This window comes from Lactococcus sp. EKM203L (genome assembly GCF_011800585.1).
GTDB lineage: Bacteria > Bacillota > Bacilli > Lactobacillales > Streptococcaceae > Lactococcus > Lactococcus lactis.
The window spans coordinates 496896-515213 of sequence record NZ_JAALEQ010000001.1 but is presented as its reverse complement, the minus strand read 5'-3'; the positions used below and the strand labels follow the sequence as shown (position 1 = coordinate 515213).

Genomic DNA, 18318 nt, shown 5'->3' with positions numbered 1-18318 from the left:
TTTATTTTATATTTGGCCACTCTTTACCAAACCATTCTTGGTATAGGTCTTCCACAATTTTGACTGTCGTCATTGTCATTTCTGGGGAAAGTTTTTCACTTTTTTTCTTGCCCTTATTGATTAGTTCAGCAATTTCATCAATCTCATAGCTGAATTCACTTGGCATTGGATGAGAAAATTCTTCAACCGTTCCATCATTTTTAATAAGACTGGCTTGGTTTGATTTCCAATAATTTGGAACTGAAATTTCTCCTTTTTCACCATAAATGATAAATGTATTTGGTTTATCTAAGCGCGTGCTAAGTGAAATATTAATCATAATTTCTGCTTTTTTTAAGAGAATTTCGTAATCTAAATCTGCTTTATTTTCTTCAGAAGACCAATAAATTCCTTTTGCTGCATCAAAACCTGTTCCAAATAAGAATTGTAAGACAGAGAGTGGATAGCTGGCATGCATGATAAAAGCGCCACCGCCTTCTTTTATGTCTAAGGCCCAGCTCTCCCGGTTGGTATGGGGTCTGAAATCATTTATTGCAAGACGAGATATTTTACCAATTTCATTGGCATCAAGCCATTTTTTGATTTGGGCCATCACAGGTAGGAAAACAGATTTTTGAGCTTCCATCAAAAAAAGATTTTTTTCATTTGCTATCTTGAATAATTCCTGACTTTCTTCAAGAGTCAAGGTAAATGGTTTTTCTAGAAGTACATTTTTACCTGCTTCTAAAGCCATTTTTGCTTGAGGATAATGTTGTTTATTGATGAGTGGAATATAGATTAAATCAATTTCTGCTGCATTTACTAAGCTTGCATAATCATCATAAACTTGTGGAATTTCTAATTCCAAAGCGGCTTTTTGTGCTTTTTCCTTATTTCTGGCGGCAATCCCAGTAACTTCAGCTTGACCACTCTCTTTTACACCTGCTACAAATCTTGGAACAATTTTAGCGGCACCCATAATTCCGATTTTTAACATTTGACTTCCTCTTTCGTCTCTGGTTTTAAATACCAATAATCACGGTATCTACGGTTTCAACTCCTGCAGTGGTAACACGGACTCTGGCCAGATTTTCTACTGTATTAACATCAAAAAATCGGTCACCACTGATATCGTTTTGAATGATTTTTACAGTTGCTTCTGCCGGAAATTTTTGTAAGGTTTCAATAAGTTCTTGCGTTGTCATAATGTTTTAGTCAGCCCTTTCTGATAGATATTCCCAACGTTCATATTTTTCTTCAAGTTCTTTTGTTTTGTTGTCTAGTTCTTTTTGTAAATCCAGTAGGAGTTCTGTATTTGAACCATTTTCATTCATTTCTGTGTCAATCTCAGAAATTCGCTCTTCGATTTCAGCAATTTGACTTTCAATGGTTTCCCATTCTTTCTTTTCCATATAGGTCAGTTTCGTTTTGTCAGTATTTTCAGTTTTGTCAGTACTTATTGGACTTTCGATTTTACTGACAGCTTTGTCAGCAGATTTTTCTTCCGTTTTGACAGCTAAATAGTCACTGTAAGCACCAAAATAATGATTAATTTGCCCATCTTCAAAGGCAAGTAATTCGTTGCTCACTTTATCTTGGAAATAGCGGTCATGAGAAACTGTCAAAACAGCACCCGGAAAAGAGCCTAGGAAATTTTCAAGCACGGTTAAGGTTGCAATATCCAAGTCATTGGTTGGTTCGTCAAGCAAAAGCACATTGGGTTGTAATAATAAAATTTTAAGTAAATAGAGTCGTTTTTTCTCACCACCTGAAAGTTTAGAAATCAGTGTTCCATGACTACTTCTTGGGAATAGAAACTGCTCTAATAAATTAACAATTGAAATATTTTCACCGCTGCTGTTATGTGCAGCAGATGCAACTTCTTCAAGAAAGTTAATCATGCGTTTATTTTCATCAAGTCCACGAATTTCTTGACTGAAATAACCAATTTTGACTGTTTCACCAATTTCCAAAATCCCGTCAGTTAATGCTAGCTCACCATCAATGATATTGAGTAAGGTCGATTTTCCGACGCCATTATCACCAACAATCCCCAAGCGCGAATGCCCTTGAACGATTAATTCAAAATCTTTAAAAATTGGTCGGTCAGGATAAGAAAAAGCGGCATTTTTAAAATTAATTACTTTTTTCCCTAAGCGACTGCTCGCAATGTTGAGTTCTAAATCTCCTAGATTTTTACTAGTTTTCATAGAATCTTTAAGGTCTTCAAAGCGGTCAATCCGTGCTTGTTGTTTTGTAGCACGTGCTTGAGGTGATTTACGAATCCAAGTTAATTCAGATTGATAAAGTTGTTTTGCCTTGTGACTTGCTGCGGCTTCTCTTTCTTCATCTTCAGCTTTTTTTGCAAGATAATCTTGATAATTTCCTTGGTATTCTTTAAGACCCGCATCTTCAAGTTCAAAAATTCGTGTTGCAACATTATCTAAGAAATAGCGGTCGTGCGTGACAAAAAGAACAGTTCTTCGAGAATTTTTTAGATAATTTTGCAACCAAGCAATGGTTTCAACATCGAGGTGGTTGGTTGGTTCATCAAGTAATAATAAATCGGAATCATTGACTAAAGCTTGAGCCAATTGAACCCGTCTTTTTTGTCCACCTGAAAGGCTTTCGATTAGAGTGGCAGAGTCAGGAAGTTGAAGTTTAGTCAAAATTGTTTTGACATCTGCTTCTACTTGCCAAGCATTCAGAGCATCCATTTCTGATTGGGCACGTTCTAACTTAGCTAAATTTTCATAATCTAAAAGGGCTGCTTCGTAATTTTTAATTGCTCGCATTTGCGGAAGCGAATCATCTAAGACGGTGTCTAAAATTGTAGCTTTTGGATTAAAATCAGGTTCCTGAGTAAGGTATGTAATTTTATAATTTTGTGGATGATCAAAGGGCGTGCGGTCTCCATCAAATCCTGAAAGTCCTGAAATAACATTTAGGAGCGTTGTTTTACCCGTACCATTAACTCCCAAAAGACCAATTCGGTCAAGATCATGAATGATAAAATTGATTTTGTTGAAAACCGTTTTTTCTCCAACTGATTTACTTAAATTTTGTGCGATGAAGTCTGCCATTTTTCGTCCTAATTTCTCTTATATTACCTTTGATTATACCACAAAAAAAGCCTGTCAGTAATGACGGCTTTAATTTTTTACTGATAAAAAAGCTGGATAGTAAACTACTTATTTCTGTCAGTATTTTTTTACTGACAGATTTCATTTGATGAGCTGTCAGTATTTTTTTTACCTTCACGAACATCAAAAGGATGTACAATTTTTTCCAGTTCTTTTAAATAAAGTTCAGCCTGATTGGTCAATTGAAGTTCACTTAGTGAGATCCAACCAATCTCAATATTATCTTCCACTGCTAAGGGAATGGCTACAATATTGTCACCATTCAAGTCTTGACTGACAATTCCAGTTGAAATTGTATATCCATTTAATCCAATCATCAAATTGAAAATGGTGGCTCGGTCTCCTACTTTAATGTCTTTTTTAGCATAAACCGTAGATAAAATTTCTTCTGAAAAATAGAAAGAATTGTGTTCTCCTTGTTCATAGGAGAGGCGGGGAAATTCTTCTAAATCTTCTAATGTTACAAATTTTTTATGAGCTAAAGGATTTGTTGAACTGACAAAGATATGCGGCTCCGCCAAGAAAAGTGGATGAAAAGTTAATCGATTTTCTTTTAAAATCTTATCCATAACATTTGCATTGTATGAATTTTTATAAAGAATTCCTAACTCACTGCGCAGTGACTTTACATCTTCAATAATTTCATAAGTTCTAGCTTCTCGCAGAGTATATTCGTATTCTCCAATCCCCTGACTTTCTGTTTTTTTGACCATATTGACAAAGGCATTCACTGCAAAAGCATAATGCTGGGTCGAAATCGCACAAAGTTTTCGAGAGGGCTTTCGGTCCAACCACCGTGTTTCCAATAAATCAGATTGTTCTACAACTTGTCGTGCATATCCCAAAAACTCTGCACCATCTGCTGTCAGCGAAATTCCTTTACTTGACCGTTGAAAAAGCGACAAATCAACTTCCACTTCAATATCTTTAATCGCCTTTGACAATGAAGGTTGTGTAATAAAAAGAATTTCAGCAGCTTGATTAATTGAACCCACTCTGGCTACTTCAATAAAATATTTGAGTTGTTGTAAACTTATCGTCATTCCTTTTTCCTTATTTCATTTTTGACCTTGAAACTTTGATTCTATTTTTCAAAATTTCTGTCAGTAACTTTTAGATTCAATGACAGAATGTCAAACCTTATTTTTTGCTGACAAGAGCTTCTAAGGCTTTGATGGCACTTATGATTTTTTCGTCAGTAACTTTTGAATCAATCAAACGATAAGATTCTACAGGACTGGCTGCAAATTTTGCTACTGCTTGCAATTTTTCCAAATCAAATGGCAAATTAATTTCTGCTAGAGAAGCAGGTAAATGATTTTCCTTATAAAATGGCAAGAGTTTTTCAATTTCTGAAGTATCTCCCGTATAAGCCAATTGTACCAAGACTCCATAAGCGACTTTTGAGCCATGTAAAATAGGATGTGTCTCTGAGCAAAGTGATAGGCCATTATGAAGCGCATGAGCCCCTGACATCCTTCCATAAGTCCCAGCAAAACCTCCAACTGTTCCTGAAAGTTCAATGATTGTATCAACAATTCGCCCAAAAGCTGGCGTCACTTTCTGTTCAGCCAAATCATTAAGTGCTGCTTTAGAATCAGCAAATAATATTTTAAAAATTTCCTTTGCACTCGCAAATCCCAAACGAACTGAGGCTGAAAGTTCTTCCTGTGAAACCTGACGAACGATTCCTTCCATTTCATACCATTTGGCGAGTGTATCCCCGATTCCAGCAACAAAATAATCATGAGGTGTTGCCAATAAAAAATCATAATCAACTAAAGTTAAATAGCTCACTTTATTTAAATAACCCACTTTATCAAAAGTATGGTCAGGGTGATAAAGAGCTGCAACCGGTGTGTAAGGAGCACAATTAGAAACCAAGGTCGGAATAATAATTAACTCACAGTTTAGCTCCTGGGCTACAACTTTACAAGTATCAATCAAACGCCCTCCGCCAATTGCAAGAAGGCCATCGGATTGACCAATTTCTTTGGCCAGTTTTTTTCCATTTTCGATAGAGGCCGAGCCATCATAATGAAAAACAGGATAACTTAAGTCTTTAGGATAAAAATCTTGAAAAACCTGAAAAGATTTTTCCCCAGTAATTATCGCAAGTTTATTAAAAGACGCAAGATAGCTTTCTAAATCTTGCAAAATTCCTTGACCACTCACATATCTATTGGCTCCGGGACGTACTTCTTCTGAGATATTCATAATTTTCCTCCTAATTAAGTAATTATTAGAATATTCTATCACTTAAGATTCAAAAAAACAACATTTAACTGAATAAATGTTGTTTTTTTGTAAAATCCAATTTTAAGCACTATAATTCAACGTTTTGATAACATTCCCCTTATCATCAGTCAAATCAACTTGCAATTTAGGTTGAGCAACCCCAGCTTTTTTCATTGAATCTAACACTTTATCCGCTACTTCTTCAACTTGGTCACCACTTGCTAATAAAAGGGCGCCAACGGTTGCTTTATTGAGTTTAGAGGATTCCAAGGTGTAAGTCACTTTAGAGCCAGTGCTCGTTGCTTTTGCTGAACTTATCATTCCTTGCGATTGACTCTTAATTACATCTGCATTTTCATTTAATTTTGTGGCAATAGCTGATGGTGTTGCTGTCATTATTTGACTTACTCCATTAGTTCCATTTCCTGAATTCGGTAAAAGTTGGGCAACAATATTATCCGTTTGACTTGAAATGACTTGGCGTCCAATCATGACTACTCCAAAAATAATTAAAGCAAAAAATATGACAATGAATAATAAAATCGCAAAAATTTTACCTCCTCGGCCTTTTCTCACTTTTTTACTTTTTCTAGAATTTATTTCTTTCCCTTTTCTATTTTTGAGACTTATTTAGTATTATACCATTTTGTACTTTAAAGAAAACTAAAAAAAGTAGTTTTTCAACTACTTTTTTACAATTATTTTTAAACTAAATTAGTCATTAAAATCAAAACGCAATTTCATATTAGCTGAACCAAGAACGACCATACGTCCCAAAAGTTCCGTTTGTGCTTTAAACGCCGCCTCTGCTAATTTTTCATTTGCTTGAGTCAAATAAGCAATTTTATCTTTAGCTGTTTCAAAATTCTTATCTGTCTCATTTTGAATTTCATGGAATTTTGCCATGGTATTTAATTCAAAAGTATTTCGTAAATCAACAAATAAATCATAATTAGAATCACCAAGAACAGCTGTTGTTGCGCTCAACCAGTACATATTTGTTGGATCATATTCTCCCTTAGCATCACGATAAGAAGCTGGCGTATCATTAATTGCAGTGTAGAATGGTACAACATGATTGAAAGTGTTTGCTCCAAAAGCAAGCCATTGAACTCCTGCTAATTCATCAGGAACATTGTTTCTAACTTGCAAAATATGAACACTATGATTACGATTTATTCCGATTGGACGGAAAAGTTTTCTTTCTTCTGGACTATTTGTGCTGCCGTAAGGATCATATTTTGTATTTTCAAAATGACTTGATAAAACAAATTTAACATCTTCAACAGTAATTTTTCGACTAGCTTCACAAATGAATGGAAGTTCTTGATTTTGTGGATCTTCAGATGGATTCCCCAAGAAGTTTTGACCATACCAAGTTCGCGGGTTATTATAAACAGAATCTTTGATTGAAGATGAGCCAAAGATATGACGTAAATTATAATGACTTTCATAGCCTTCAAAATCAGGATTTAAATGATTTGCGTCAATTAATTGTTTCAAATCACTTGAACACATATAATCATCATTATCAAATTTGAATTCATCAATATTCATTCGATTTGGCGCTACAACATAAGAATCATCAGGAATACGAACTGCTGCCCAATGATGACCACCGATTGTTTCTAACCACCAAACTTCTTCTTTGTCAGCAAAAGCAATCCCGTTTGGCTCATAAGTTCCATAAGTCTTAAGTAATTGTCCCAAACGCTCAACCCCCTCGCGAGCACTTTTAATGTATGGCAAAACAAGTGTTACAAGGTCTTCTTCACCCATCCCATTTTCCACATAAGGGTCAAGACCCAAGATTCTTGGATTAGTAGTAATTGTTTCTGTTGCAGACATCGCAACATTAGCACTATTAATCCCAGCCGCTGGCCAAATCCCTTCTTTTAAAACTGCATTTGGCGTTGAAGTATAACGTAATGGATTTTCAGGTAAATCTAATTCTAAATCAGATAAAACAGCTTTATAATGACGAGGTTGTTCTTCAGGTTGAATCACAATAAAGCGTTGTGGATCCAAAGCTTCGTGTCCATCATCATTACGAGCAATCATGGTTGAACCATCAATTGATGCTTTTCTTCCCACAAGAACTGTTGTACATGAGCCTTTACGGCGATTTTCAATTTTCATTTATTTCTCCTTTATAATCTATAGAATACACTACTTAGAAACCAAGAAATTGTATTTATTATAAATACTAAATTTCAATTGGTTATTTGCCAAAATTTCTGTCAGTAAAATTTAATCAGAGCATTTTTAACTTCTGCAAAAATAGCAGCCTGCTCATTTTTCAATTCATTTTTGACAATTTTTTCTTCAATAATTTTTAAAATTTTACCAAGTTCTGGACCAGGTTCAAGCGAAAATTCCTCCATTAAATCTTTTCCAGCAATGACAATCTCTGATTTATCATGAATTTGAAGTTGGTTATTAATAGTGACAGCTTGTTCTCTATCAATCTTCAAACCATAAGCCACTTTCAATTCATCAACCAAAAGCACTTTTTCTAAACCAAAATGATAAAGACTCATCAAATCCCAAGAGTCAAGTTCATAAGCTGATACAAGGTCTGCCACAAATTTTGCAAATTCATTGGACACTTTCCATTTTCGCAAAAATGTTTTAACATCAACATTGGAAAATCTGGTCAGTAAAGCTGCCCATGCTTGCTCAGAATTCTGAAAATGAAAATCTACTGACAAGTCTGTCAGTACTTTTTTCAAGGCCGAATCTTGCAAATCTGGTAAATATTTATAAGCCCCTGATTTAAGCAGTAAGGTCAAACCATTTCGCCAATCCTGACCTAACAACAACTTATCAAATTCAATAAAAATTCGTTCAACTGAGATTTTTTCCAGTAAGTGAGCCGACTCACACATCGCTAAGAAAGTTTTATTTTCAATTTGAAAGTCTAAAGTTGCTGCGAATCGCATGGCCCGCATAATCCGTAAAGCATCTTCATTAAAACGTTCCAAAGCGCTACCAACCGCTGTTAGCCTGCGTTCCTTCAAATCCGTCAGTCCATCAAACAAATCAATAATTTGCCCATTAACATCACAAGCAAAGGCATTGACCGTGAAGTCACGACGTTTTAAATCCTCTCGTAAATCTCTGACAAAATCCACATGATCTGGCCGTCTGTAATCTGTATATTTTGATTCTGTCCGAAAAGTAGTAATTTCATAATGTTCAGCTTCTGATTTTCCAGCTAAAACAAGTACTGTTCCATGTTCGATTCCCACATCAATGGTATAAGGAAAAATATCTTTAATTTCCTCTGGATATGCACTTGTTGCAATATCCACATCGTGAATCTCTCGCCCAAGCAATATATCACGTACAGAACCTCCCACAAAATAAGCTTCAAACCCATGCTCGATTATTTTTTCTAAAACCGGCTTGGCCTGTACAAACTCCTCGGGTAATTTTTCTAATTTCATATCTATTATTTTATCATTTTTTAAACAAAAACGGGGCATAGCCCCATTGTACACCTTAAAATTTTACTGACAGAAAGTTTATACAGACCTGTCAGCACTTTTAGCTCTCATCAATTTCTGTCATAAGCTTGTTCTTAAGCTTTACCCTGTATCATTCACCTGTGAATTCGTCTTGAAGCTCTGCCAGATTAACCCGAGCAATCCATCAGTAATTTTATCCTATTGTTCTTCTAAATTAATCCAGTAACGACAAATTTCATCACCATCAATATCTACAATATTTTCCAAAATGCCCGCATTTGCTTCAATACTTTTACGACTTGCCAAATTTTCTTTGTCAGCAGAAATCATGACCTGAGAAATCTTACGTTTCTGATATTTAGGAAGAGCGAATCTGACCATTTCTTCAGCAAAATGATGTCCTCTAAAATCAGGAGCCACACCATAACCTATATGACCACCCCATTCTAACAAAATTCCTTTTTCGATTTGCCAACGACAAGAAATTTCACCAACGATTTGCCCATTAATAAAAGCAAAATATTTAGTTGCTGTTGACCAATCGGGATTTTCAGCAAAAGTTTCTTCTCTATGAGTTTTTTCCACATAGTCCGAAAAATTTTCCAAAGAAAGCTCCGCATAAGCTTTAACAGCATCGATTTTAAAAGGACTTGTATCTGTTGCCCAATTGGCAATATAAACCATAAAAGCTTCTGCATCACTTAATTCTAATCTACGAATCTCTAATTCACTCATAAAATCCCCCTCTAATCATCCGGTCACAGTCTATTTCGTCAGTAAATATTATAAATCCAAAAAATGTTCCAAACCATATTTTAACTCAGACACCGTCATTACCTTACGAATTCCCAAAGCAATACCGGTCATGAAACTTGAACGATCATAAGAATCATGACGTAAAGTCAGCCCTTCACCTTTTGAACCAAAAATAACCTCTTGATGAGCCACCAAACCAGGTAAACGAACCGAATGGATTCTCATTCCTTCAAGATCGGCACCACGAGCACCAGCTAAAGCTTCCTTTTCATCCACTGCCCCTTGATGATGAGCCAAACGTTCCTCAGACATCAATTCTGCTGTCTTCACAGCAGTTCCAGAAGGAGCATCTTTTTTCCCGTCATGGTGCAATTCAATAATTTCCACATCTGGGAAATATTTAACAGCCTGCTTAGAAAATTGCATCAATAAAACCGCACCCAAGGCAAAATTTGGTGCAATAAGACCACCCAATTCTTTTTCTCTAGAAAATTTAATTAAATCTGCCACTTCATCATCGGTAAACCCAGTCGTTCCAACCACTGGTCTAAAGCCATTTTCTAAAGCAAAACGAGTGTTGTTATAAGCCGCTTCAGGAGCCGTTAAATCTAGCCAAATGTCAGCATCAAATCCAATCAAATCCTCTTTTCGACTAAAAACAGGAACTCCAAACGCTTCTGAGACTTCTTCTTTCTTTCCTAATAAAGCCACAAGTTCAAAATTTTGAGCATTCAGAATCATTTGTACCGCAGTAGCTCCCATTTTTCCACGAAATCCAGCAACAATCACTTTAATTTTATTCAATTTCATCCCCCATTCATTTATAAAGAAATTAGTATTTTATAGAAGTAGCTATTATTTTTATTATTCAGAATATTTGTTTTTAGATAAAAACACGTAAAAACGTGCTTTATTTTTTTGGTGAAATACCGTAAGCCACTGTATTCAGGCCCAAATGAGTTGCGATAACAGGCCCAAAAGTGACGATTTCCACATCATCAAAACCTTGAGATAAAGCATAATCATATAACTCTTGTGCCCGATCTTCAGCTCTAGTATGAATAACATAAACTTTGTAGGCCAAAGGATCTTTGGCATCTTTTAACAAAAGTTCCTTCATCCGGCTCATCGTTTTTTTCACAGTCCGAACTTTTTCAAAAACTTCAACCTTACCTTCAGTACTAAAAGTTAGCACAGGCTTAATATTTAATAAAGTCCCAAGCACAGCCGCACCATTAGACAAACGCCCACCTTTTGCTAACCAGTGTAAATCATCGACAAGCATATAAGCACGGTCACCGTCTCTTTGTTCTTCAAACTTTGCGATAATTTCTTCAAATTCGACACCAGCTTCTGCCAAATCCAATACTGTTTCCACCATATAGCCCAACGGACTTGAGGTAATAAAAGTTTCAGGAAATACTACTTTCATTTGCTCATATTCACTTTGTAAGTAAAAAATATTTTGGTAAAATCCAGAAATTGCTGCTGGCAAAAACAGACCTAAAACATGAGTATACCCTTGTTTTTCTAAGTCTTTTAAAAGTCTATCAAGTTCAGCAACTCTAGGTTGCGAAGTTTTAGGTACTTCTTGGGCCTCCGCCATAAGATCGTACCATTCTTCATGAGAAATTTTTTGCAAATCATAATCCACTCCATCAATGGAAATTGGAATATCTAAGACAAAAAGATTTTCGTAAGTTTTATATTTTTCAGCAAAATCTGCCGAAGAGTCAGTAATAACAGCTAATTTCATAAATTCTATTCTATTAATTAAAATTCCAAGTTTATTCCAGGCTGGTCTAAGGCAACCTCTGTTGTTTCATAGACCAAGCGTTTAAGAAGTTCAAACAAAGGCGCCGCAAGTTGGGCTAATTCCTCTTGTTCAAGTTCTTCTTGTTCCTTAATAATTTGTCCACGTACATAGTTCAATTGACTCACAAAACCAGAAAGTACAATATTATCTAGTACAATCAAGTAAGTCAAAACAGCGTGAATACCAGTGTCACCTTCACCAAGTTTTTCAAGTTGTTCTTTGGGAACAAGTTGAAATTGAACATTTAGATTAGTCTCAGGTGTTCCATTTTCTTTTTCCCATTCATAATTACGAGCATCATAATGAAATTGGTTAACAAATTCTTGTTCTCGTTCGATCGTTAAAGCCATTTTAAAATCCCCTATTTTTTTATTATAAATTTAGTTATATCCAGATATGAACAATAAGAACAAAGATTTCATCATCCAAATTCAGAGGATATTCCCCAATATTCAACTAAAATCTTAACACTACTTCATTCTACCACATCTTGAACATTTTCACGCAATAATTGTAGCATTTTTAACTCTTCTTCATTAGGCTCATATTTATCCAATAAATCTGGACGGCGTTCTAAGGTTTTTCTCAAAGATTCTTTTAACCGCCATTTACGAATATTTTCATGATGACCACTCATTAATACCTCAGGAACCTTCATACCTCTAAAATCTTCTGGGCGAGTATATTGCGGATATTCTAAAAGTCCACTAGAAAAAGAATCATCTTCATGGCTAGCCACTTTTCCTAAAACGCCTGGAATTAAACGCACAACCGCATCAACCATCACCGTTGCTGCAACTTCTCCACCAGTTAAAACAAAATCTCCCAATGAAATTTCATCCGTCACCAATGTTTTAATGCGTTCATCGTAGCCTTCATAATGTCCGCAAATAAAAATTAATTGCTCTTCTTGAGATAATTCTTCGGCCATTTTTTGGTCAAATTTTTTCCCAGCTGGGTCTAAAAGAATAACACGCGCAGGTTTTTCAGACTTCTGAGGTATTTTATCCATTGTGTCAAAGATTGGCTGTGGCATTAATAACATCCCTTGACCACCACCATAAGGCATATCATCAACATGGCGTTGTTTATTCGTTGCATTTTCTCGAAAATCATGTGTATGTAGCTCCAAAATACCTTTATCTTGAGCTTTACCTACGATTGACTGATTAAGTGGGCCAAACATTTCCGGGAAGATACTTAAAATATCAATTCTCATATTTCTAGTCATCCAATCCTTCCATAATAGATACGTCCACTCGGTGTTGATTCACATCTACGTTTAAAATAACTGGCGGAATATAAGGCAATAATAAATCACGTTTTCCTTTACGTTTAACAACCCAAACATCATTAGCCCCTGGTTGAAGTATTTCAGAAATTTGACCAATTAGGACATCATTTTCATAAACATCACTGCCAATGATTTCATGATAGTAAAATTCTCCATCATCTAAATCCTCTTGGTTTTCTTCTGCAATTTTGACAATATATCCCTTATACTTTTCAACATCATTAATATGATAAAATCCTTCAAATTTAACGACATAAAAATTCTTTTGTGGGCGACCAGACTTCACCTTTAAATCTTGAATATAATTATCCTTATCATCGAAAAGTGCCAAAATTGAACCTTTTGAGAAGCGTTCTTGAGCAAAATCTGTCGATGGCATCACGCGAACCTCTCCTTGAAGTCCTTGTGTGTTAACAATTGTTCCTACCTTGTAAAATTTTTCCATTCTACAATTATACCATACCTAATAACCCCTGATTTAAATGAAACTATTTTTAAGTATATTTTATAATTAGAATTTCTTTTTATAAAAAAATAAAGCAAGAAAACTCTCTCTTGCTTTTTAATAACATAAATTATTTATCATATAAATCAGACTATTTACTATTAAGTTCGATGTCTTTAATGATAGTTGCATCAATTCCTTTAACAACAGTTGAAATAAATCCCTCATCTTCTAGAGCAATCAAACCAGCAACTGTTGTTCCTCCTGGAGAAGAAACTCTATCAATCAAGGTCCATGGATTTTCAGCACTCTCAAGAATCATCGCTGCACTCCCTAAGACAGCTTGAGCAGCAATTTGAGTTGCTAGATCTTTTGGAAGTCCATTTTTTACACCTGCACGAGCGATACTATCAATGAAAAGATAAGCATAGGCAGGGGAGCTTCCAGCTAATGCAGTAAAGTTTGAAAAATCCTTTTCTGGTAAAATCCAAGCCATACCGAGGGATTGAAACATATTTTGAACATAACTTACTTGCTCTTTACTTGCAAATTCATTTCCACAAACCGCAGCAGCCCCTTTACCAATCATGGCATTAACGTTTGGCATAACTCGAACGATGGAAACTTCTTCTTTACTCCTTAAAAATGTTGATAATTTTTCTATTGGCGTTCCAGCAGCAATTGAAATAAGCAAGGGTCTTTTCTCAATAATTAACTCTCTAGTTTCATTTAATATTTTTTCAATAATATTTGGCTTAACTGAAAGAACAACTACATCCACTGATCGAATTAATTCATCATTTGAGCGACAAACATTTGCTCCAATTTCCTTTGAAAATTCTGTTACCTTATCAGTCATCACATCAAAGAGATAGATATTTTTAGCTTTAATAAATTCTTTTTCAATAATTCCCTTGATAATTGCTGACGCCATATTTCCTGTTCCAATAAATCCAATTTTCATGTTTTTCTTCTTTCTGTTTTAGAACATTTAAAGTTCCGTTATAACTTTTTTTAATCTTTCAATATGTAATTTTATACTTGATCAACTTTTCGTAATGATTCTTTTATTCCTTCAAATTTAGGTGGACGATTAATTAAGATAATTGATAAGCATACTAAGGCTAATCCTACCATTAAGGAAACGGTAACACTTTCTCCTAAAAGGACCGCCAAAATACTACCAGAAATTGGCATAATAAATTTATAAACAGTAATCTCCCCTAAATTGCCGTATTGAGCAGCCCAATACCATAAGCTAAATGGAATTGCTGATGCCGCAGCTAAAATTATCAATAAAGCTCCACCAGTTACAGTCCAATTTATTGCAGATAAACGACCACCCATAACAAAACCAATTATATATAAGCCTAACGAACCAATGATTAAGTTCCAACCAGTCATTACAAAAGAATTTAAAGTTGAACCGATTCTTTTAGCTAGCATTGTAGCCAAAGCTGCTAGTAAACCATATATCAACATAAAGCCCTCTCCTGTAAGTGAAAATGAAAACATATCACTCAAACGTACCCCACCAGTTAACTGAGAAATAATTAACCCCATGAAACCAACAACCAATCCAATCACCTTAATCGGAGTTAATTTATCATTTTTATAGGCAAAATGAGCTAAAATTGCTGCAAAAAATATGGTGGATTGAGCTAAAATTGTTGAATTTATTGTCGAAGTAATATTGACATTTGCAATGTTAAAAAAGAAATAAGCTGCTGTAGTAGATAGAAGTCCCATAATAATGACTTCTCTCCATTGTCTCTTTTTAATATTGAATATGTTTTGTTTGATAAATTTTGCAAAAATCAATGTCATGATCCCAGCAATAAAGAAACGAAGACTTATTGTCGCCAAAACCTGCCCCAGATAATGATTACCAAAAATTTCCGGAGAAATTTTCATCTCATTATTCATCACTTTGATAAGTTTAAAAGGGGTCCCCCAAATAATGTTAGCAATAACCGCAGCAACAGCAATAGTTGTTACTTTAGGTACATTTTTCTTAAGTGCATCTGTCATATAGTTCCTCCAAATACTAAATTAATATTGCTCATTTTTTCACAATATTTTCATCTGCACTCATAATTATAATGAATCGCTTGCAAAAATTAAATATGTCAGATATACTTTTCTTAGTAGGTTATTTTAAGATTGGAAAAAAATGTATAAAGTATCTAGAGAACAATTTACCCATTTTTGGGACTTTTTAAAGACACTTGATTGCTATATAAAAAGTGAATCAGGAATGATTGAAGAACTAGAAGAATTTGCGAATAATCCAAATCGGGAAATTGCAGCTTTAGTTTGTCAAAATACTTCAGGTTTATTAACCTATTCTGCTCCTTACATTAGAATTATTTATGTTCTGTCAGGTAAAATATCACTTTACCTAGATAACAAGAAATCAATTTATCAAGAAGGAAGTCTTATTCTGGCTAATAAATGGACAAAAATTGATTATCAAGAGTTATCAGATGAGACAGTCATCATTGGTTTTTATTTTAAACCCGAATATTTTGATGATTCTCTCCTCAGCCAAATCATTGAAGAACCGATGCTTTATCGCTTCTTTGTTGAAAGTATTGAAAAAGATAGTGAGCAATTAAGTCACTTCTGTATCTATCAATTCACAATCCTTGAGGATACACACTTTTACGCCTTACTCCTTTTAAAACAAGTTGTAAAAATGTGTTACTTTAATAATAAAGTTACAAAAGCTGCCTTTATTTTATTGATTGTTGAATTAAGTCATCACTCTGAAGAGTATTTAATCCTTAAAGATTCCAATATTTCCTCTAGTGTGCTTATAAAAGAAATTCTTTCCTACATTGAAAATAATATTCGTACAGCAAGTTTAGAGGAATTATCTACCAAATTTTATTTTCATCCCAATTATCTTTCTTCACTTATCAAGCATCAAACTGGTTTAAGCTATTCCACTTGGCTTACCACTTATCGAATTAAGCACGCTAAAAATTATCTTACTCAAACTAATTTATCTATCCAGGAAATTCTCGGAAAAATTGGATATTCAGACAAGACCTATTTTTTTAAACTTTTTAAAACACAAGTTGGAATGACTCCTGGAGAATATCGAAAACAAAATAAAATTATTTTCTGATTTTATTGAAAAAAGAGCCATTCAAATTGAATGACTCTTTTTTTTTATATTTACTTTGATACTAATTAAAAATTTTCTTTTAGAAAAAAATCTTTAGTTCTTTCAATAAAATTCTCTGCCTCTGTATCTAAATGGAGAGCATGGTAACCATCTGCAATCTCTATTAATTCTAAGTTTTTTCCAGCATTGTTTGCAAATAAACGAATGGCCACGGGCGAGCAAATCTGATCTGATTCACCACAGAATAATAAAGTTGGTATTTTCAAATTTCCAGCCTGACTTTGTGCAAAACGCCCCGCTTTCATAATCTGTGAAAAGAGCCGCAAAGAAAGAAGTTCGTGATATATTCCATCTTTGGTTACTAAATCTACTAAATCATTTCGGTGAGAAATTGCTTCAACTTTTAAGCCTGTTCGAACTCGAATTTTTGGACTTATTTTTCCTAAAAAACCTGCCAGTTTTTGAAGCGGGACGGCTGGTGGGTTTGTCAGCGCCAGCCAAGGAGATTCAATTACTGCTTTTTGGTAAAGTTTTTGATTTTCAATATTTCTTAGAAGAACATTGAGTGAAATATTTCCCCCCATACTATGTCCAAACAGATAAACCGGTAGTTTTGGATACTTTTTACCAATTATCTTCCTCACTTCTAAGACATCGCTAATTAGGCTCTCGTAAGCTCTAGCTCGTCCTTGAAGTTTTGGATTAGCAGCTGCCAAAACACCATGTCCTCTCTGATCGTGCATTAGGCAAACAAAACCAGCATTGACTAATTCATTAATTAAATAGAGATAATGACCTGTGTATTCACCAAATCCATGAACTAATTGTACTACCGCTTTTGCTTTTTGGTCTGGCTCAAAAATTCCAAGGCGAATTCGGTAATGGTCTTTCATTGAAATAATTTCATACTGTTTTTTCATTGGATTTCCTTACTATTTTTAGCATATTATGAACCATTATAACAAATCCTATTTCTCTTTAGTAATGTTATAAAATTTAAAGGCCAAAACTAATAAAATAATGATTTTATTTCTCAGAGTCTATTTTGGTCAACTACTTCACTTAATACTCTAGTAAAGTCTAAAGAGTCATTAAAAGGATGAACAAAATCAAATGTTTCTCCGCCATTTTCAACAAATACTTCTTTATTTTCAATTTCTAATTCAAATAAAGTTTCTAAACAATCTGCAACGAATGCTGGTGAACAGATCAATACTTTTTTAGCATTTTCTTTGGGAAGTTCAGCAACTCTATCAATAGTCGCAGGTTCTAACCATTTTTCAGGACCAAATTTTGATTGATAAGTATGCTCGTATTCTTCTTCCCTCAAACCAAGTTTACTTACTACCAAACGTGTTGTTTCTTTACATTGCTCTTCATAAGCATCTTTTTTCTTGGTCACGTAGGACAAGGGAATTCCATGATAGCTAAGGACCAATTTATCATAGTCATTTGCTTGCCACTTTTCTCTAATAGACTCTGCAAGTAAATCGCTATAAGATTCTACTTTGTGGAAATCTCTAATTACTTTTATCTTATCATCAATTTTTTTAACTTGTTGAATTACAGGTTCAACTGTTGTTAAAGAATATTGAGGGTAAAGTGGAAGAACAGTAATTTCTTCAACACCAGATTCTTTCATCTCAGCGATTACTTTATCAATGCGTGGCTCTCCGTAAGTCATGGCAAAACGAACATCAAAATCTTCGCGCATATCCTGTAGTTGCTTTGCTTGTGCTACTGTGTAAATCATCAAAGGGGAACCTTCATCTGTCCAGATTTTTTTATACATCTCTGCTGATTTTTGCGGTCTAACTTTTAAAATAATTCCATTTAAAATCGGCAACCAAAGCCATCTTGGTTTTTGTATAACAAGAGGGTCACCCAAAAATTCTTTTAAATAATCCCTCACATCATCTGCTTCACATGAGCGCGGAGTTCCCAAAGCTACTAATAAGATTCCTTTTTTTTTATCCATTATTCCACCTATATAAAAAATCAGTTTATTTATATTTATAACCGATTGTATCTACAATTGTTAATC

The 18318-nt window shown here is 34.5% G+C and carries 19 protein-coding genes; 1 reads left to right on the top strand and 18 read right to left on the bottom strand.

The features are described from left to right. Position 1: 1 nt before the first annotated feature. The 16 genes from HFD15_RS02700 to HFD15_RS02625 all read right to left on the bottom strand — a co-directional run bounded on the left by HFD15_RS02700 (position 2) and on the right by HFD15_RS02625 (position 15172). Positions 2-976: a Gfo/Idh/MocA family protein gene (locus tag HFD15_RS02700; RefSeq protein ID WP_003130682.1), complete on the bottom strand. Its 975-nt coding sequence runs from the start codon at positions 974-976 to the stop codon at positions 2-4. 25 nt (positions 977-1001) lie between these two features. Beyond that, positions 1002-1184: a hypothetical protein gene (locus HFD15_RS02695; RefSeq protein ID WP_012898161.1), complete on the bottom strand. Its 183-nt coding sequence runs from the start codon at positions 1182-1184 to the stop codon at positions 1002-1004. Positions 1185-1190: 6 nt separating this feature from the next. Beyond that, positions 1191-3062: an ABC-F family ATP-binding cassette domain-containing protein gene (locus HFD15_RS02690; protein WP_017864747.1), complete on the bottom strand. Its 1872-nt coding sequence runs from the start codon at positions 3060-3062 to the stop codon at positions 1191-1193. A 128-nt stretch (positions 3063-3190) separates the two neighbouring features. Then, on the bottom strand, positions 3191-4165 hold the full coding sequence (locus tag HFD15_RS02685) for a LysR family transcriptional regulator (RefSeq protein ID WP_023188728.1): 975 nt from the start codon (positions 4163-4165) through the stop codon (positions 3191-3193). A gap of 97 nt (positions 4166-4262) precedes the next feature. Next, on the bottom strand, positions 4263-5339 hold the full coding sequence (locus tag HFD15_RS02680; RefSeq protein ID WP_003130693.1) for an iron-containing alcohol dehydrogenase family protein: 1077 nt from the start codon (positions 5337-5339) through the stop codon (positions 4263-4265). 102 nt (positions 5340-5441) lie between these two features. Continuing rightward, positions 5442-5936, bottom strand: coding sequence for a hypothetical protein (locus tag HFD15_RS02675; RefSeq protein WP_235586161.1), 495 nt, complete (start codon positions 5934-5936; stop codon positions 5442-5444). A 138-nt stretch (positions 5937-6074) separates the two neighbouring features. Beyond that, positions 6075-7499 (bottom strand): C69 family dipeptidase, encoded by a 1425-nt coding sequence (locus HFD15_RS02670; RefSeq protein WP_023188725.1) that lies wholly within the window; start codon positions 7497-7499, stop codon positions 6075-6077. A 101-nt stretch (positions 7500-7600) separates the two neighbouring features. Further along, entirely contained in the window at positions 7601-8809 is a 1209-nt protein-coding gene (locus HFD15_RS02665) for a CCA tRNA nucleotidyltransferase (protein WP_058208298.1), read from the bottom strand. Between the two features lie 219 nt (positions 8810-9028). Further along, on the bottom strand, positions 9029-9565 hold the full coding sequence (locus HFD15_RS02660) for a GNAT family N-acetyltransferase (protein WP_023188723.1): 537 nt from the start codon (positions 9563-9565) through the stop codon (positions 9029-9031). Positions 9566-9613: 48 nt separating this feature from the next. After that, positions 9614-10396: a 4-hydroxy-tetrahydrodipicolinate reductase gene (gene dapB, locus HFD15_RS02655; RefSeq protein WP_032943313.1), complete on the bottom strand. Its 783-nt coding sequence runs from the start codon at positions 10394-10396 to the stop codon at positions 9614-9616. Between the two features lie 100 nt (positions 10397-10496). Further along, on the bottom strand, positions 10497-11342 hold the full coding sequence (locus HFD15_RS02650; RefSeq protein WP_010906033.1) for a DegV family protein: 846 nt from the start codon (positions 11340-11342) through the stop codon (positions 10497-10499). Between the two features lie 17 nt (positions 11343-11359). Continuing rightward, positions 11360-11752, bottom strand: a complete 393-nt coding sequence (locus HFD15_RS02645; protein WP_015426726.1) for a DUF1149 family protein — start codon at positions 11750-11752, stop codon at positions 11360-11362. 125 nt (positions 11753-11877) lie between these two features. Continuing rightward, a complete protein-coding gene (trmD, locus tag HFD15_RS02640) occupies positions 11878-12621 on the bottom strand; it encodes a tRNA (guanosine(37)-N1)-methyltransferase TrmD (RefSeq protein ID WP_026138922.1) in 744 nt (247 codons plus the stop codon). Between the two features lie 4 nt (positions 12622-12625). Further along, positions 12626-13141, bottom strand: a complete 516-nt coding sequence (gene rimM / locus HFD15_RS02635; RefSeq protein ID WP_023188721.1) for a ribosome maturation factor RimM — start codon at positions 13139-13141, stop codon at positions 12626-12628. A gap of 151 nt (positions 13142-13292) precedes the next feature. After that, positions 13293-14105, bottom strand: coding sequence for a pyrroline-5-carboxylate reductase (gene proC, locus HFD15_RS02630; RefSeq protein ID WP_017864757.1), 813 nt, complete (start codon positions 14103-14105; stop codon positions 13293-13295). Positions 14106-14176: 71 nt separating this feature from the next. Next, positions 14177-15172 (bottom strand): DMT family transporter, encoded by a 996-nt coding sequence (locus HFD15_RS02625; RefSeq protein WP_081042646.1) that lies wholly within the window; start codon positions 15170-15172, stop codon positions 14177-14179. A 226-nt stretch (positions 15173-15398) separates the two neighbouring features. Here HFD15_RS02625 and HFD15_RS02620 point away from each other — a divergent pair, with 226 nt between their 5' ends. Then, positions 15399-16274 carry an AraC family transcriptional regulator gene (locus tag HFD15_RS02620; protein WP_023188719.1) on the top strand — a complete coding sequence of 292 codons (876 nt, stop codon included), beginning with the start codon at positions 15399-15401 and terminating at the stop codon, positions 16272-16274. Positions 16275-16339: 65 nt separating this feature from the next. On the opposite strand, the gene HFD15_RS02615 is transcribed toward HFD15_RS02620, so the two are convergent. Together HFD15_RS02615 and hemH are read right to left on the bottom strand one after the other, a co-directional pair. Then, complete coding sequence (locus HFD15_RS02615; RefSeq protein ID WP_039115670.1) at positions 16340-17194, bottom strand: alpha/beta hydrolase; 855 nt, start codon at positions 17192-17194, stop codon at positions 16340-16342. Between the two features lie 113 nt (positions 17195-17307). Beyond that, entirely contained in the window at positions 17308-18252 is a 945-nt protein-coding gene (hemH, locus tag HFD15_RS02610; protein ID WP_003130709.1) for a ferrochelatase, read from the bottom strand. Positions 18253-18318 lie beyond the last annotated feature (66 nt).

Coding starts and splice junctions, on each gene's coding strand:
- HFD15_RS02650 (WP_010906033.1), bottom strand. CDS start 11,342: ATGAAATTAGCTGTTATTACTGACTCTTCGGCAGATTTTGCTGAAAAA.
- proC (WP_017864757.1), bottom strand. CDS start 14,105: ATGAAAATTGGATTTATTGGAACAGGAAATATGGCGTCAGCAATTATC.
- rimM (WP_023188721.1), bottom strand. CDS start 13,141: ATGGAAAAATTTTACAAGGTAGGAACAATTGTTAACACACAAGGACTT.
- HFD15_RS02680 (WP_003130693.1), bottom strand. CDS start 5,339: ATGAATATCTCAGAAGAAGTACGTCCCGGAGCCAATAGATATGTGAGT.
- HFD15_RS02620 (WP_023188719.1), top strand. CDS start 15,399: ATGATTGAAGAACTAGAAGAATTTGCGAATAATCCAAATCGGGAAATT.
- HFD15_RS02660 (WP_023188723.1), bottom strand. CDS start 9,565: ATGAGTGAATTAGAGATTCGTAGATTAGAATTAAGTGATGCAGAAGCT.
- HFD15_RS02615 (WP_039115670.1), bottom strand. CDS start 17,194: ATGAAAAAACAGTATGAAATTATTTCAATGAAAGACCATTACCGAATT.
- dapB (WP_032943313.1), bottom strand. CDS start 10,396: ATGAAATTGAATAAAATTAAAGTGATTGTTGCTGGATTTCGTGGAAAA.
- HFD15_RS02700 (WP_003130682.1), bottom strand. CDS start 976: ATGTTAAAAATCGGAATTATGGGTGCCGCTAAAATTGTTCCAAGATTT.
- HFD15_RS02690 (WP_017864747.1), bottom strand. CDS start 3,062: ATGGCAGACTTCATCGCACAAAATTTAAGTAAATCAGTTGGAGAAAAA.
- HFD15_RS02695 (WP_012898161.1), bottom strand. CDS start 1,184: ATGACAACGCAAGAACTTATTGAAACCTTACAAAAATTTCCGGCAGAA.
- trmD (WP_026138922.1), bottom strand. CDS start 12,621: ATGAGAATTGATATTTTAAGTATCTTCCCGGAAATGTTTGGCCCACTT.
- HFD15_RS02685 (WP_023188728.1), bottom strand. CDS start 4,165: ATGACGATAAGTTTACAACAACTCAAATATTTTATTGAAGTAGCCAGA.
- HFD15_RS02665 (WP_058208298.1), bottom strand. CDS start 8,809: ATGAAATTAGAAAAATTACCCGAGGAGTTTGTACAGGCCAAGCCGGTT.
- HFD15_RS02670 (WP_023188725.1), bottom strand. CDS start 7,499: ATGAAAATTGAAAATCGCCGTAAAGGCTCATGTACAACAGTTCTTGTG.
- HFD15_RS02645 (WP_015426726.1), bottom strand. CDS start 11,752: ATGGCTTTAACGATCGAACGAGAACAAGAATTTGTTAACCAATTTCAT.
- hemH (WP_003130709.1), bottom strand. CDS start 18,252: ATGGATAAAAAAAAAGGAATCTTATTAGTAGCTTTGGGAACTCCGCGC.
- HFD15_RS02625 (WP_081042646.1), bottom strand. CDS start 15,172: ATGACAGATGCACTTAAGAAAAATGTACCTAAAGTAACAACTATTGCT.